Source organism: Cytobacillus sp. Bva_UNVM-123, assembly GCF_046351715.2.
Classification (GTDB): Bacteria; Bacillota; Bacilli; order Bacillales; family Cytobacillaceae; genus Cytobacillus.
Genome location: NZ_CM177772.1, coordinates 3,966,139 through 3,981,435 on the forward strand (window position 1 = coordinate 3,966,139; position 15,297 = coordinate 3,981,435).

The 15,297-nt window shown below is 37.2% G+C and carries 12 protein-coding genes; 4 read left to right on the forward strand and 8 right to left on the reverse strand.

Translation table 11 applies throughout. From position 1 onward, the window contains the following. Nucleotides 1–165 precede the first annotated feature (165 nt). Together KDN24_RS20380 and KDN24_RS20385 are read left to right on the forward strand one after the other, a co-directional pair. Nucleotides 166–1,146, forward strand: coding sequence for a metal ABC transporter solute-binding protein, Zn/Mn family (locus KDN24_RS20380; RefSeq protein WP_491348136.1), 981 nt, complete (start codon nt 166–168; stop codon nt 1,144–1,146). Between the two features lie 166 nt (nt 1,147–1,312). Beyond that, nucleotides 1,313–1,468, forward strand: a complete 156-nt coding sequence (locus KDN24_RS20385) for a DUF1540 domain-containing protein (protein WP_409973124.1) — start codon at nt 1,313–1,315, stop codon at nt 1,466–1,468. Between the two features lie 72 nt (nt 1,469–1,540). On the opposite strand, the gene KDN24_RS20390 is transcribed toward KDN24_RS20385, so the two are convergent. From KDN24_RS20390 to KDN24_RS20410, 5 genes are all read right to left on the reverse strand, one after another. Then, entirely contained in the window at nt 1,541–3,022 is a 1,482-nt protein-coding gene (locus KDN24_RS20390; protein WP_409973125.1) for an o-succinylbenzoate--CoA ligase, read from the reverse strand. A 175-nt stretch (nt 3,023–3,197) separates the two neighbouring features. Continuing rightward, nucleotides 3,198–4,019 carry a 1,4-dihydroxy-2-naphthoyl-CoA synthase gene (menB, locus tag KDN24_RS20395; RefSeq protein WP_409973126.1) on the reverse strand — a complete coding sequence of 274 codons (822 nt, stop codon included), beginning with the start codon at nt 4,017–4,019 and terminating at the stop codon, nt 3,198–3,200. A gap of 15 nt (nt 4,020–4,034) precedes the next feature. Beyond that, on the reverse strand, nt 4,035–4,859 hold the full coding sequence (gene menH, locus KDN24_RS20400; protein WP_409973127.1) for a 2-succinyl-6-hydroxy-2,4-cyclohexadiene-1-carboxylate synthase: 825 nt from the start codon (nt 4,857–4,859) through the stop codon (nt 4,035–4,037). Beyond that, nucleotides 4,859–6,610 carry a 2-succinyl-5-enolpyruvyl-6-hydroxy-3-cyclohexene-1-carboxylic-acid synthase gene (menD, locus tag KDN24_RS20405; RefSeq protein ID WP_491348137.1) on the reverse strand — a complete coding sequence of 584 codons (1,752 nt, stop codon included), beginning with the start codon at nt 6,608–6,610 and terminating at the stop codon, nt 4,859–4,861. Before menD ends, menH begins: the two co-directional genes overlap by 1 nt. Further along, entirely contained in the window at nt 6,607–8,013 is a 1,407-nt protein-coding gene (locus KDN24_RS20410; protein ID WP_491348138.1) for an isochorismate synthase, read from the reverse strand. The genes menD and KDN24_RS20410 overlap by 4 nt, the downstream gene beginning before the upstream one ends. A 276-nt stretch (nt 8,014–8,289) precedes the next feature. On the opposite strand from KDN24_RS20410, the gene KDN24_RS20415 reads away from it, so the two are divergent. Together KDN24_RS20415 and KDN24_RS20420 are read left to right on the forward strand one after the other, a co-directional pair. Beyond that, a complete protein-coding gene (locus KDN24_RS20415) occupies nt 8,290–9,219 on the forward strand; it encodes a 1,4-dihydroxy-2-naphthoate polyprenyltransferase (RefSeq protein ID WP_409973130.1) in 930 nt (309 codons plus the stop codon). A 204-nt stretch (nt 9,220–9,423) separates the two neighbouring features. Further along, complete coding sequence (locus tag KDN24_RS20420) at nt 9,424–10,212, forward strand: TraR/DksA C4-type zinc finger protein (protein WP_409973131.1); 789 nt, start codon at nt 9,424–9,426, stop codon at nt 10,210–10,212. Between the two features lie 214 nt (nt 10,213–10,426). On the opposite strand, the gene KDN24_RS20425 is transcribed toward KDN24_RS20420, so the two are convergent. Genes KDN24_RS20425 through KDN24_RS20435 form a run of 3 tightly spaced genes read right to left on the reverse strand, consistent with a single transcriptional unit; the run spans nt 10,427 to nt 15,286 of the window. Continuing rightward, nucleotides 10,427–12,820 carry a glycogen/starch/alpha-glucan phosphorylase gene (locus KDN24_RS20425; RefSeq protein WP_409973132.1) on the reverse strand — a complete coding sequence of 798 codons (2,394 nt, stop codon included), beginning with the start codon at nt 12,818–12,820 and terminating at the stop codon, nt 10,427–10,429. Continuing rightward, nucleotides 12,807–14,261: a glycogen synthase GlgA gene (glgA, locus tag KDN24_RS20430; protein WP_491348139.1), complete on the reverse strand. Its 1,455-nt coding sequence runs from the start codon at nt 14,259–14,261 to the stop codon at nt 12,807–12,809. Before glgA ends, KDN24_RS20425 begins: the two co-directional genes overlap by 14 nt. Further along, entirely contained in the window at nt 14,258–15,286 is a 1,029-nt protein-coding gene (locus KDN24_RS20435) for a GlgC family sugar phosphate nucleotidyltransferase (protein ID WP_409973133.1), read from the reverse strand. The genes glgA and KDN24_RS20435 overlap by 4 nt, the downstream gene beginning before the upstream one ends. Between the last annotated feature and the right edge of the window lie 11 nt (nt 15,287–15,297).

The window sequence follows — 15,297 nt, forward strand, 5'->3', positions numbered from 1 at the left end:
ATTTTTATGTTTTTTTTATGTAAGATAGGAAATGGTAATCGGAATGGTTCCGAATTGTATTCGTTTTACATGAATAATGAAGAACAGAATAAATGATTTTTATTCTATTTTTTTCTTCACCAAATCGTAATGACTTCGATTTATGAAAGCAAGAGAGGAGAAAACATGAAAAAGCTATTCGTATTTTTTTTAACGATTGGCCTACTACTAACAGGCTGTACAAATGCTGCGAAAAATACTATGAAAGATGGTGACGAAAAGCTAGAAGTTTATACCACTGTCTATCCTTTACAGTATTTCGCAGAACAAATTGGCGGAGATTATGTAAATGTAAACACCATTTATCCAACAGGGGCAGATGAGCACACCTTTGAACCAACTCAAAAGGATATGATTAAGTTAGCTGATGCTGATATGTTTATTTATATTGGTCTAGGATTAGAAGGTTTTGTGGAAAAGGCGAAAACCACTTTAAAAAATGAAAATGTGAAGATGGTTGGTGCTGGGGAAAACATTCATATTGAAGCTACAGAGCATGAAGAAGAAGATGGTGAGCATGATGAACATGGCGACCATGATGAGCACGGTGATCATGAAGATGATGGACATCATCACCATGGAGACATTGATCCGCATGTTTGGATTGATCCGATTTACGCTAAAGACTTAGCTCAAGCGATCTCAACGGCTTTTGCTGAAAAAATGCCTGAGTATAAAGAGCAATTCGAGGAAAACTATGCGACATTATCAAAGGAATTAGATCAATTAAACAGTGATTTTGAAAAAGTTATTGCTGAATCCAAGCATAAGGAAATCATTGTTTCACATGCCGCTTTCGGGTACTGGGAAAAACGCTATGGATTAAAACAAATTAGTGTTGCCGGTTTAAATACATCAAATGAACCAACTCAAAAGCAGCTTGAAAAAATTATTACAACGGCAAAGCAATATGATCTAAAGTATGTATTCTTCGAGCAAAATGTGAACTCAAAGCTTACCGAAATTATTCAAAAAGAAATTGGAGCTGAACCATTAGTTCTTCATAATTTATCGGTATTAACTGATAATGATTTGAAAAATGATCCATCTTATTTTTCACTAATGGAAATGAATCTTAAAGCTCTCGAAAAGGCTCTTAATAATTAAAACCTCCTCCTAATGGAGGTTTTTTGCTTATCATAATTCCTTCAAATAACAGGAATTAAAAAGTTTCTATTGCCACAATCTAAAATAGGGATGTGGAGAGACATTTCCTCTCATTCATCCATTTTTTCGTAAATCATTTCAAATATATTTGAAGGAGACGATCAATTTGGCCAAAGATGTTTTATGTGAAGTTAATAATTGCACCTTCTGGGGAAGAGGAAATAAATGCAATGCTTCTCAAATTTATGTAGTTAGCCATAAAGGTGAAACAGCTGCCAATAGTAAGGAAACCGACTGTAAAACTTTTGAACCTTCAATCTAACTTACCGATTGTTTAACAAAGAGAAAGACGGTGTCCTGAGTGATGCCGTCTTTCTCTTTGATTAGTATGAAATTACAAGCTTTCAAGTCGTTTTCTAAGCTCTCTCCGCAAAATTTTCTTCGAAGCATTTCTGGGGATTGATTCAATTGGATAAATTTTTTTCGGCACCTTATATTTTGCGACTTTTTGTCGGCAGTATTGCACAATCTCATCCTCGGATAATGTCTTTTTCAAAACAACAAAAGCGACTGGAACTTCACCCCATCTTTCGTCCTTTAATCCGATTACACCTGCATCAGTTATGTCAGGATGTGCAACAAGAACACCTTCAATTTCAGCAGGATAAATATTTTCCCCACCAGAGATAATTAAATCTGAACGTCGATCTAATACATATAAGAAGCCTTCATTATCGAGATAACCAATATCCCCTGTGGAAAGCCAGCCATTCACAAGTTTATTGGTCGTTTCCTCGTTGCGGTTTAAATACCCTCTCGTGACATTTGGACCTTTTACGATGATTTCTCCTGCTTCATTTGCATTTGCTTCTTCACCATCAGAGGTTACGATCTTTAATTGTGAAGGAAAAAGTACTTTCCCTGCAGAGCCTAACTTATTTAAGGAATATTCAGGTGAGAGTGTGACAATTTGTGAAGATGTTTCCGTCATCCCATATGTTTGGTAGACTGGAATGTTTTTAGCTAAACATTTTTCCAGTAATGATTTCGAAGCTGGTCCCCCTCCGAGCAGCATACAACGAAACTCTGTTGGAAGTTTTGACTTATCTAATGCCTCTTCAATTCGACTTAGCATTGTACTAACAACAGACATAATCGTTACATGCTCATTCTGAATAGACTCAATTGTTTTCTCTTCATAAAAAGACTCATGAATAACGATCTTCATTCCATAAATAATGTTTCGCATAATAATCGAATAGCCACTAATATGAAATAATGGGACGGTACAAAGCCAACAATCCTTTTCATTTAAGCCAAGATTCAAGGCAGAGCCAACAGCACTCCACCAATGATTTCCGTAAGTTTGTATAACACCTTTCGGATGACCAGTTGTTCCCGATGTATACATCACTGTACAAATTTCATCTAAGGAGATCTCTTCAACTACATCTGGTTTTGTAAAATTAGCTTCAAACAACTCTTCTTTCGAAATAAATGTTATTTTTGGACATGCATTCTTTATTTCCTGATACTTCGTTGAAAATGCTCTCTCTGTTATAAGAAAAGTTGATTTTGAATCCTTTAACTGCCATGCAAGCTCTTCAGCAGATAATCGATTATTCAAGATGACAGCACGGATACCAAGTAAGTGAAGGGATAAATAAATAAAGGCTGTATCCGCATGATTTTTTAGCAGAACACCGATATATTGCTGCTTTCTCAAACCTAAAGCTGTTAATTGACCGGCAATTTGATATGCTCTGTCATAAAGCTCAGAAAATGTATAATTTCTCCCTTCAAAATGGAGGGCTTCTCTTTCTGGGGTTAAAAGTGCTCTTTTTTTAATAAAATTCGGCATAATTTGTTCAGCCATTAGACCACCTCTTATAATATCAATCGTTCATCTTATTATATATTAGTCTACATATTAGTCGACACATTACTAGACAATAGAAGCTTTTTATTGACAAAACCATTTTAAAGTAAAAACAGCCTGATGGCGACACCATCAAGCTGTTTAGCTATTCTAAATTGAGACTGCACCTAAATCAAGGGAAACGTGGAAACTTACCAAAATCAGGCTTGCGCTTCTCCTTAAAGCTGTCGCGTCCTTCCTTCGCTTCATCAGTTGTATAGTAAAGCAATGTTGCATCACCAGCAAACTGTTGAATTCCAGCAAGTCCGTCTGTATCTGCATTAAATGCTGCTTTTAAGAAACGTAGAGCTGTTGGACTCTTTTCAAGCATTTCTTCACACCATTTAATGGTTTCTTCTTCAACCTTATCTAAAGGTACAACCGTATTTACTAGCCCCATATCTAATGCTTCCTGAGCATTATATTGACGGCATAAATACCAAATTTCTCTTGCTTTTTTATGGCCAACGATTCTTGCTAAGTAGCCAGAGCCATACCCCGCATCAAAGCTTCCTACTTTCGGACCTGTTTGTCCAAACACAGCATTGTCTGCAGCAATTGTTAAATCACAAACGATGTGAAGAACATGGCCTCCACCAATCGCATATCCTTTAACCATTGCAACAACCGGCTTTGGTATGACACGAATTAAGCGTTGTAGATCAAGGACATTTAGACGAGGAATTTGATCGTCACCTACATATCCTCCATGTCCACGAACTTTTTGGTCTCCACCTGAACAAAATGCCTTATCTCCAGCACCTGTTAAAACAATTACGCCAATATTCGAATCATCGCGTGCATAGGCAAATGCATCGATTAACTCCATGACAGTCTTTGGTGTGAACGCATTATGTACATGTGGACGGTTAATCGTAATTTTTGCAATTCCGTTGTACGTTTCATACATTATTTCCTCATACTGACGTCCTGCAATCCATTCTACTGCTGACATAAACGGAATCCTCCTTTATCGTATATATTCATAAGTTTCATTCAAAAACCCACTTACTATTGTACCAAAAATTTCTGGATTCTCCACATGAATTGCATGGCCGCAATCTTCTATCGTTTGCCATTGACTATTTTTTAGGCTTTTTGTCATTTCGTTTGCAATATGGCAAAATTTATTATCCAAACTGCCTGTCATAATCAAAGTAGGGATTGTTAATTGTTCAAGCGATCCCCACCAAGAAGGTTGGCTCCCTGTCCCCATACCATACAAACTATTGATTAATCCTATTTCATTATTGCTCATTCGTTGCTTTCGAATAAGATTACGAGTCGTTTCTGGCAGTCTTTGCTGACTGCGAAAAAGCGGAATGTTTTCCCAATAATGAATGAATGTTTCTAAGCCATTCATTCGAATTTGCTCAGCAAGCTTTTCGTCTTGTAATCTCCGTTTTTTTCTTTCCTCTTCATTGTCAAGACCTGGTGAAGAGCTTTCTAAAATTAGCTTTCTCACCTTCTCAGGATACTTCATTGCAAAGGTGAGTGCTAATCGTCCACCCATTGAGTAACCGAGAATATCTGTTTGTTCTATTTCAAGTTTCTCAAGTATTTCGTTTAAATCATCTGCTGCTGCCTCAATATCATATTTTGCCTTATCAATCGGGCTGTCTGTTTTTCCATGCCCGATAATATCAATGGCAAAAGCTTTCGAATGTTCACTCCAAACAGGAGTGAACTCTTTCCAAGTCGAACTATTACCTGTAAAACCATGGAGCAATAGAAAAGGAAAACCGTTTCCCCATATGTCCGCATAGTAGCGAATACCTTGAATGTCAAAATACATCAGCATTCGCCTTCTAATATTCGACTTATTTCCTGGGAAACTGCATTCCACAAATCACGATGCTCACTTAAATTCTTTTCTCTGTTTGTCGTGATTTCCATAACTTTTAAACCTTGAGTTGTGGCAAACTTCTTCATTACGGTATTAAAATGATCCCAATCCGTTATTAGTTCATAATGACCACCATACATTTTCACAACATGCTCAAATTGTAAATCTAACGGTGTTCCGAAAAGCTGTTCGAAGTTCTTCGGATGATTTGCTTGAGGAAGGAATGAGAAAATTCCGCCGCCATTATTATTTATTAAAATAATATTTATATTTATTCCGTATTGTTTTGCTGCAATAAGCCCATTTAAATCATGGAAGAAGGTCAAATCTCCAACTACTAAATATAGTGGCTGCAAGGAAACCCCTGCTCCTAACGCAGTGGATGTTGTGCCATCAATTCCATTTGCCCCGCGGTTTGCCATGAGACGTATTGACTTTCCATTAGAATGGAAAAAGGTATCTAAATCTCTTATTGGCATACTATTGCCAACAAATACTGTTGCACCATCAGGTAAGGACTCTGCTAACTGAGAAAATAACTTCCCCTCACTAAGCTCTTCAATATCATTTATCCTTCTGAGATGTGTTCGAGCTATTTCATTCATCTTTACCCATTTTTCTAGAAAACGAGTAACTTTCTTTTCCTCAACAAATGGAAGGATAGAAGAACAAAATTGCGTTTCTTGACAATGAATCATTTCTGTAGAAAGCATACCTGGATCTCGCCATCCACCACCGCCATCAATGACAAATTGACGGACACCATGATTTTCTTTCAGAAAAATGGATAGGGGCTTTGAAACTGGCATGGCACCAAAACGAATAATGACATCTGGTTTCAAATATTTCTTTGCATCTTCATTTTTCAAAAACGTATCATATGCATCCATAATATACGTATGCTCGTGTTCACCGCTTCTTAATTGGGAAAGCGGATCTGCAAGAATAGGGAATTTAAGTGAATCAGCCAGCTTTGTCACAGCTTCTGAGAAACCATCTAATTCAATCGGGCCACAAACAATAATTCCCCTCGAATATTCATTAATGCTTTCACCAATTTCTTGGTACTCTTCCTTACGTAAAGTTAACTCTCCTGTTTGAATTTTCACATATCCACTTGAACGCTCAGTTAACTCGAATAGATCTTCTTTATCCAATTGTGGAATTAAAGGCTCACGGAAAGGAAAGTTCAAATGTACAGGGCCTGCTGGAGCTCGGAGTGCCACTGCTGCTGCTCTTGCACAAACTGTCCGAGCATAGCGAATCATCGCTACTGAGTTTTCTGGGGGAGCCATTTCGACGAACCATTTCACATGATGCCCATATAAATGAATTTGGTCAATTGCTTGAGGAGCGCCGACATCACGTAAATCATGCGGGCGATCAGCTGTTAACACAATTAATGGGATTCTTGATATATTCGCCTCAACTACTGCAGGGAAGTAATTAGCACCAGCAGTTCCTGATGTACAAAGGATGGCTGTTGGTTTATTCGAAGCCTTCGCAATACCTAACGCAAAAAAGGCAGCCGAACGCTCGTCCACATGTATATGTACACGAAGGTCAGGATGCTCTGCCATTACCATTGCCATCGGGGTAGACCTCGATCCTGGGCTTACTACAATATCCTCTACCCCATTATGAACTAACTCTGAAACAAAAGCGGCGATATAAGAGGTTAATGCCTCTTGATGACTCATATATTTTTACCTCCAAGTGCTGTCAGCATCGGTCGAAATTTTATTTTTGTTTCAATATATTCACTATTTGCATCGGAATCCTCCACAACACCACATCCAGCAAAAAGTGATGCTTCTTTCCCTTGAACAAGTCCAGACCGAATGGATACGGAAAACTCGCCGTTACCTTGATAATCCATCCACCCCAGTGGAGCACCGTATAAACCTCTATCAAGCTCTTCTACTTCTCTAATTTTCACTACGCCTGGCTCTTTTGGCAATCCTCCTAATGCAGGTGTTGGATGGAGCCGATCTACTAATAATAACAATGATGTATGTTCATTTGCTTTCCCAATAATAGGTGTATAAAGATGCTGAATATCTCTCATTTTTAATAGCTGTGTTTCTTTTGGTAAAATAACTTCTTCACATACTTCTTCCATCGCTTCTTTAATCATTTGCACAACATACTCATGTTCAATGATATTTTTCGGATCATTTAATAATGTTTCTCCGAGAAGCTGATCATCTTTCTCCGTCTTCCCTCTTGCAATGGAGCCGGCAAGACATGTTGTAAATAAATTTTCTCCACTTTTTTTCACTAAACGTTCAGGGGAAGCGCCGAGAAAACAATCTCCATTTGATTCAAATGCAAATACAAAACTTTCATGCTGTTCAGCTAACAAATGTGTTAGCACTTGCTCTACTTGAATTTCATTATTGAAAAACAATCTTAATTCCCGTGCCAACACTACTTTATCTAATGAAGTTTGCTTTAAATCTTGCACAACTGAGGTGACAGTATCCTTCCATCCCTCTGGATTCACTTCAATCTCATCTATTAAATGAAACATATGATCATTTTGAACATTTGATAATGATGAGAAAAGTGTTTTTCTTTCAGAAACGACTTTTTCAATTAATGACAGGTCATCATGCTGTGTGCACACAATATTTGTCGTTAAAAAAGCCTTCCCTTGAATTTCACTATACATAAACTGTGGAATATGAAATAAAGAATCAGCATATTTCTCCCAAAGCTTTGTTTTTTCTTTCAACGGATCAAAAGAAAAACCACCAAACATAACAGGGCCAATTCCATTCATTTTATATGGATTATATATGACAGCATCAGCAATAAAGCGCTTCCACTCTTTTTCGACATGAAAAAAGCGGCCAGCAGCCTGAGCCGATTGAATTTGTTTACATATTCCAAGGCCAATAATAAAAGTCTCATCGGAAGGGTCTTTCCAGAAAAATCGCTCGCCTAAAAAGCTTTCTTGTCCTGCTACAAAAAAGGAAAGGGGTTCTATTTGATTAATTTGTTGCACTTCACTAATTAGAACTGGTTTACATAAGGCTTTAGCTTTTTCTATTGCTTCAAGGATCCCTTCTTTTAGTTCCGTTTCTTGTATCGTAACCAAAAAAATCCCTCCAATAACAGCCAGTCGACTATTATCTTTTATCTATCTTTAATTTTAACATACACCTACTAAAGACGCTATGTCAATTATCCTCAACTTCTCATTAGCTATACATTATCACCTGAAAAATCCATTGACACTTTTATTCATATTTACTAGACTAAATGATGGATATGACAAATAAATTTTTGACAGAACAAACGATTTTTGTTAATATAAATAAGTTTGAAACTAATTATGACGTTTTACTATAAGAAATCAAAGGGGAGAGTTACGATGCAACCTGAAATGCATACAAATTTTCCATCTTCCGAGCAAAAAAATTGGAAAGTCTGGTGGCAATTAACAAGACCTCATACACTTACTGCTTCCTTTGTTCCTGTTTTACTCGGAACTGCTTTAGCGATTCAAGAAACAACTATTCATTTCGGCATGTTTTTTGCCATGTTACTTGCAAGCTTATTAATTCAAGCGGCAACGAATATGTTTAATGAGTATTATGATTTTAAAAGAGGACTCGACAATGAGGAATCTGTTGGGATTGGTGGAGCGATTGTTCGCAATGGCATTAAACCGAAAACAGTTATGAATCTAGCATTTACGCTGTATGGTGTTTCGATATTAATCGGGGTTTATATTTGTGCAAACAGCAGCTGGTGGCTTGCTCTTATTGGATTAATTAGCATGGGAATTGGCTATTTATATACAGGTGGTCCCCTTCCAATTGCTTACACTCCATTTGGAGAAATCTTTGCTGGATTTTTCATGGGAATGCTAATCATCTTAATTGCATTCTTTATTCAAACGGGAACTGTAACAACAACAAGTGTGCTCGTTTCTATTCCGATCTTAATTCTCGTTGGAGCCATTTTATTATCAAATAATATTCGTGATTTAGATGGAGATAAAGAGTTTGGCCGCAAAACATTAGCCATTTTATTAGGAAGAAATGGAGCAATAAAGTTACTGGCTAGTATGTTTATCGTTTCTTACGTATGGGTATTTATTCTAATTGCGATGAATATCATTTCTCCTTGGTTAGCTATCGTTGTATTAAGTGCACCGAAAGCCATTAAGGCGACGAAAGGTTTCATCGGAAAAACAGTTCCGATTACGATGATGCCTGCTATGCAAGCAACAGCTCAAACAAATACGATATTTGGCTTTTTATTATCAATCGGACTTTTTCTAGGCTATTTTTTATAAAGTGAACTTAAATCAGTGAACCGCTCATTTTTGGATGGGCGGTTTTTACATATATCAGAATTTTACATTCTTTGAAGTTGATGAGTGTCTAGCTACAGCGCTTGAGCTTTTCTTATTTTACTGTCATGTTTTTGAAAATCTCGCTCATACTAATTACATGTAGATTTCTTACGCTGAAATCATTTTTTCGAGGAAGTGAACCGAGTGTTAACAAATACACAACTAAATGAATTAAAAGCAATGCTAATGGAAGAAAAAAAATCATTGGAATCACTCTTACATGGAGATACAGCAGGAAGTTTAGAAGGTGTAAATGCTCGTGAAGCAGTTGGAGAATTATCGATATATGATAATCATCCAGCAGATATGGGAACTGAATTAAATGAACGAGAAAAGGATTTTGCATTAGAGGGGCATTTCGCGACTGAGCTTCATAAAGTTCAGTCAGCCCTACAAGCAATGGAAGAAGGAACATACGGGAAATGTAAAGTGTGTGGAAGTGATATTATTTTTGACCGCCTTGAGGTGATTCCAGCTACATTATATTGCAAAGAGCATAGCCCTGAGCAAAAGGTTTTCAGAGACAGACCTGTTGAGGAGGATGTTCTCGAGCCTGCACATGGAAACACTTTTCAGCATCATCAATTTCGTGAAGTTATTGATAATGAAGACAGCTTTCAGGAGGTTGCACGCTACGGAACATCAGAAACTCCTTCAGATTTAAGAGGCGATTATGAAGATTACAATTCCCTTTATAATGAGGGACATGATGATGAAGGCTTCACCGAGGATTACGAAACATTCATTGGAAACGATATTGCTGCGAACACAAGAACTATTTATCCTTCGAAAAAACACGAAGAGTACGAAGCCATGCTAAATGAAGAAAATATTGAAGCCCCTTTTGGAGATGTCCCTTATAGCTATTCGGACGATTATGTAAAAGAAAGAGAGGATAGCGACGATAATCAAAGAGGGAATGCTGAGGAATAGGAGACATTTCATCATTCGACTTCGGTACATATGATTGAAGTCGATTCTTATAGATAAGTATCATAAATCGACCTTGCTATATACGATTAAGGTCGATTCATACGGACAAGCATCTTAAATCGACCTCACATCATGCGATTGAGGTCGATTCTTATAAACAAGTCTTTTATACTGACTTCATTACATATGAGTAAGGTCGATTCTACTTGTCATTCTAAAGTGGTTTGATCCCCCAAATATCATGAGCATAATCCTTAATGGTTCGATCACTAGAAAAGTAACCTGAAGCAGCAATATTCTGCAAACTCATTTTTAACCATTTGTCTCGATTCTCGTAAGTAATACCAGCACATTCTTGGATTCGAGCGTATGCATCAAAATCCTTTAAAACGAAGTATTGGTCATTTTCAAGTAATAGGGAGTCAAAAATCAATTCGAATTCGTCTTCAACTTCAGGAAAAAAGCCATTTATCATTTGATCCATCACTTGGCGAATTCGTTGATCATGATGATAATATTCCATTGAATTGTAACCACCCTGTCGAGAATAATTCCATACATCTTCTGCGGTTAATCCAAAAATGAAAATATTCTCTGCTCCTACTTTTTCTTTTATTTCAACATTGGCACCATCAAGTGTACCAAGCGTAATAGCACCATTCATCATAAATTTCATATTGCCAGTTCCTGAAGCTTCCTTGCTGGCTGTTGAAATTTGCTCACTCACGTCTGCTGCTGGAAAAACTTCTTCCGCTAATGATACGCGATAATTTTCAAGGAAAACAACCTTTAATCTGTCGTTTGTTTGTAAATCATGATTTACCTTTTCAGCAACTGTATTAATAAGCTTAATAATTTTCTTCGCATAGTAATAGCCTGGAGAAGCTTTTGCACCAAAGATAAAAGTACGTGGGTGCATCGTAAAGCTAGAATCCTCCTTTAATCGATTGTACAAATACATAATATGGACAATATTTAGTAATTGCCGTTTATATGCATGAAGACGTTTCACCTGTACATCAAAGATGGAAGAGGTATCTACAACTAGCCCTGTTTGCTGTTTAATTCGTTGGGCAAGTCTATTTTTATTTTTCGCCTTAATCAGTGAAAGCTGTTGAAGAAATGCGCGATCTTCCTTAAATCGATGTAACTCCATAAGTTGTTCTGGCTGCTGAATCCAAGACTCCCCAATCCCCTCTGAAATAAAGGTTGCAAGCAATGGATTTGCTTTTAAAAGCCATCTTCTATGGGTTATTCCATTTGTTTTATTATTAAATTTTTCAGGAAATAATTGATAAAAGGCATTCATTTCTCGTTTCTTTAAAATTTCTGTATGTAAGGCTGCTACACCATTCACACTATAGCTACCAACTAGAGCTAAATGGGCCATCTTTATTTCATCATGAGTAATGATCGCCATGCTCTCAATCTTCTCCCATTCCCCAGGATATTGCTCCCAAAGCTGGCGGCAATAACGCTCATTTATCTCCTGAACGATCATAAATATCCGTGGCAATAAAGGCTGAAATATTCGTACTGGCCATTTCTCAAGTGCCTCCGATAAAGTAGTATGATTCGTATAAGAAATTGTGTTTACCGTAATATGCCATGCTTCATCCCAGCTTAAGCCTTCCTCATCAAGCAAAATTCGCATGAGCTCTGGAACTGCAAGAACAGGGTGAGTATCATTAATATGAATGGATATATGTTCATGCAAATTCATTAAATGAGTATGTCCCTTTCGATAGCTGCGAATGATGGAGCAGAGGCTTGCGGAAACAAGAAAATATTGCTGCTTTAAACGGAGGATTTTCCCATCATCATGTGTATCGTCTGGATACAAAAATTCTGACACGGATTCAGTCTCACGCTTATATTTTAAAATGTCCTTATGAATAGGATAAGTAGATAACTCTGCATTCCATAGTCTTAACGTGTTAACAGTATCATTTCTATATCCGACAATCGGTAAGTCATAAGGAACAGCTGTGATCATTTCCGCATTTAAATGGTGGAATACGAGCTTTCCATTTTCCTCTTTACATTCAATATGTCCCCAAAAAGGAATATCAATTGCTAAATCAGCTCTTCTTATCTCCCACACATGTCCGTTCTTCAGCCATTGCTCTGGAAGCTCCACTTGATAGCCACCAACTATTTTCTGTTCAAATAACCCATGCTTATAACGGATTCCACAGCCATGACCAGGTAAATTTAACGTTGCAAGGGAGTCCATAAAGCAGGCTGCTAATCTCCCTAATCCGCCATTCCCAAGTCCAGCGTCCGCTTCCATTTCTTCAAGGTCATCTAAATGAATACCCAAGTCGGCTAAACCCTCTTTAACAATGTCCTCAAATCCTAAATTCAATAGATTATGATAAATGAGTTTACCGAGGAGAAATTCGATTGACAGATAATATACTTGCTTCCCGTTCGCTACTCGATAACGTTCATTCGTTTTTATCCAGTTCGTACTAATATGTTCTCTCAGCATATTTCCAAGCGTAAAATATTGATCTAAATTCGAGCTTTCCTTAAAGCTTTTTCCACACATCATCTCAAGCTTTTTTAAAAACGCAGCTTTAAATTCCTCTTTATTCGAAAACATCTTGCTCACTCCTTGAGACGAGTTCATCATATAGCTGATAATACTTACGGGCCGACTTCTCCCAGCTATTGTCTGTTGTCATCGCATTTTTCACAATGGTTTGGAAACATTCTTCATCCCGATAAAAACTAAGTGCCTGCTGAATGGTAAACAACATATCATGAGCATTAAAGTTATGAAATGAAAATCCATTCCCTAGACCTGTCTGTTCATCAAACGTATTTACTGTGTCATTCAGTCCGCCTGTTTCTCTAACAATGGGAACCGCCCCATATTTCATCGCAATCATTTGACCTAGCCCACATGGTTCGAATTTCGAAGGCATTAAGAATAAGTCTGCTCCAGCATAAATTTGATGTGCTAATTGTTCGTCAAAGCCAATAAATGCTCTGCATTTCCGTGGATAAGCTGCTTCCATTTCACGAAAAAAATGTTCAAATTCCTTATCCCCTGTTCCGAGAATGATAAACTGAATATCTTCAGCCATTAATTGTTGAAAAACACATTGAACTAGCTCAAGCCCTTTTTGAGGGGTGAGTCTAGTAACCATAACGAGTAAAGCAGCCTCTTCTCTTTGTGGAAGTCCAAAATCATTTTGCAGCTTTCGTTTATTTACTCGTTTCTTCTGAATATCTCCTACATCATAGCATTGATAAATAGTTTGATCAGAAGCAGGATTATATAAGTCCTCATCTGTTCCATTTAAAATTCCTTCGATACTAGCAGATCTTTTTTGCAGTAGTCCATGAAGTCTTTCCCCATAATATTCCGTTTGGATTTCATCTTTATAGGTAGGACTGACTGTTGTAATTTTATCAGCTGCCACTAATGCACCTTTCATAAAATTAATATTTCCATAAAACTCAAGCTTGTCGATATGGAAATGTCGATCGTCTAGCCCTAATAAGTCCACAAGTGTCTCCTTTGGCATAATCCCTTGAAATTGGAGATTATGAATGGTAAAAACTGTTTGAATTCGTTCATAGCCACTTCTCAAACTATACTGTTCTTTCAATAAATAAGGGATCATCGCTGTATGCCAATCATGACAATGAATAATATCAGGGAAAAAATCGATATAAGGCAGACTTTCTAATACTGCGCGATTAAAAAAAGCAAACCTCTCTCCATCATCAAAATAACCGTATAATCGATCATTGTGAAAGTAGTACTCATTATCGACAAAATAATAAGTAATTCCTTGAACATTCGCTTCTTCAATTCCACAGTCTTGATTTCTCCAGCCCACTGCTACATTCATTACAGCTTTTGTCACCATCTTTTCTTTAATTTCCTCAGCTATTATGCCATATTTCGGAAGGATTACTCTTATATCTGCTCCAAACTTAGCTATTTCCTTTGGCAACGAACCGGCAACATCAGCAAGCCCACCAGACTTTACAAATGGAACACACTCAGAAACGGCAAATAACACTCTCACGAATTCATCAACGCTCCTTGAACGGTCCCTTTTTGAATGACATACGGTAATTCATCAGTTCCCGTTATAACCGCACCTGATTCAATTTTGGCATCTTTATCTAAAATGACAGACTCTAATAAACAATTGTCACCAATCTGACTTTTTTGCATAATGATACAGTTTTTCACAACCGTTCCCTTCCCAATTTTTACTGCTCGAGAAATAATACTATTTTCTACAACCCCTTCGATTTGGCAGCCATTTGCAATCATGGAATGGGAAACAGTAGCCCCTTTCATATATCTTGATGGTGGCTCATCCTTAACCTTCGTATAAATAGGCTGGTCTTTACGAAACAGTTGCTTCCATATTTGTGGTTCTAAAATGGACATGCTCGTAGAAAAATAGGTTTGGATTGAATCGATCATTTTCGCATAGCCATCATACTCATATGTGCAAAGATTATAGGCATGCTCTCGACTTGAAACAACATCATACATACACGTATATCCAGTCAATTCTCTCGTTTGAATTAATTCGATAAGAAGGGATGTTTTCACTAAATACATTTGTAAGGACTCACCATTATGACGAATTTCCGTCATATCACAGCCCGAATAAATATGCCTTTCCAATACGGGCCTAAAATCCATATTAAAAACAGTAAAACAATTAGCGATAAGGGAATACTTCTGTTTACTACGATAAAAATAATCAATATTCGCTTCGAAATGGCTAAATGAGCCAATTCCTTTTCTTTGTCCATCAATATCTGGGGAAGGGAAAAAGAATAATCCATCCTTTTTCCGATTCAAATCCCAATTTTTGCCTGAGCCTAAATGATCCATTAAGGAGCGATATTGAAATTTTGGAAAAATCGCCACACTTTCAATATTAGAATTTACCATATTAGATAAGACAAAATCGATAAGCCGATACCTACCTGCAAATGGAACTGCTGCGAGGGAGCGGTGATTCATTAACTCCGCCAATCCTTCGTGATAGGTTGTCGCATCGATTACACCTAATAATTGATTTTTCAACTATATTTCCC

Coding starts and splice junctions, on each gene's coding strand:
- KDN24_RS20380 (WP_491348136.1), top strand. CDS start 166: ATGAAAAAGCTATTCGTATTTTTTTTAACGATTGGCCTACTACTAACA.
- KDN24_RS20390 (WP_409973125.1), bottom strand. CDS start 3,022: ATGGCTGAACAAATTATGCCGAATTTTATTAAAAAAAGAGCACTTTTA.
- menB (WP_409973126.1), bottom strand. CDS start 4,019: ATGTCAGCAGTAGAATGGATTGCAGGACGTCAGTATGAGGAAATAATG.
- menH (WP_409973127.1), bottom strand. CDS start 4,859: ATGTATTTTGACATTCAAGGTATTCGCTACTATGCGGACATATGGGGA.
- menD (WP_491348137.1), bottom strand. CDS start 6,610: ATGAGTCATCAAGAGGCATTAACCTCTTATATCGCCGCTTTTGTTTCA.
- KDN24_RS20415 (WP_409973130.1), top strand. CDS start 8,290: ATGCAACCTGAAATGCATACAAATTTTCCATCTTCCGAGCAAAAAAAT.
- KDN24_RS20425 (WP_409973132.1), bottom strand. CDS start 12,820: ATGTTTTCGAATAAAGAGGAATTTAAAGCTGCGTTTTTAAAAAAGCTT.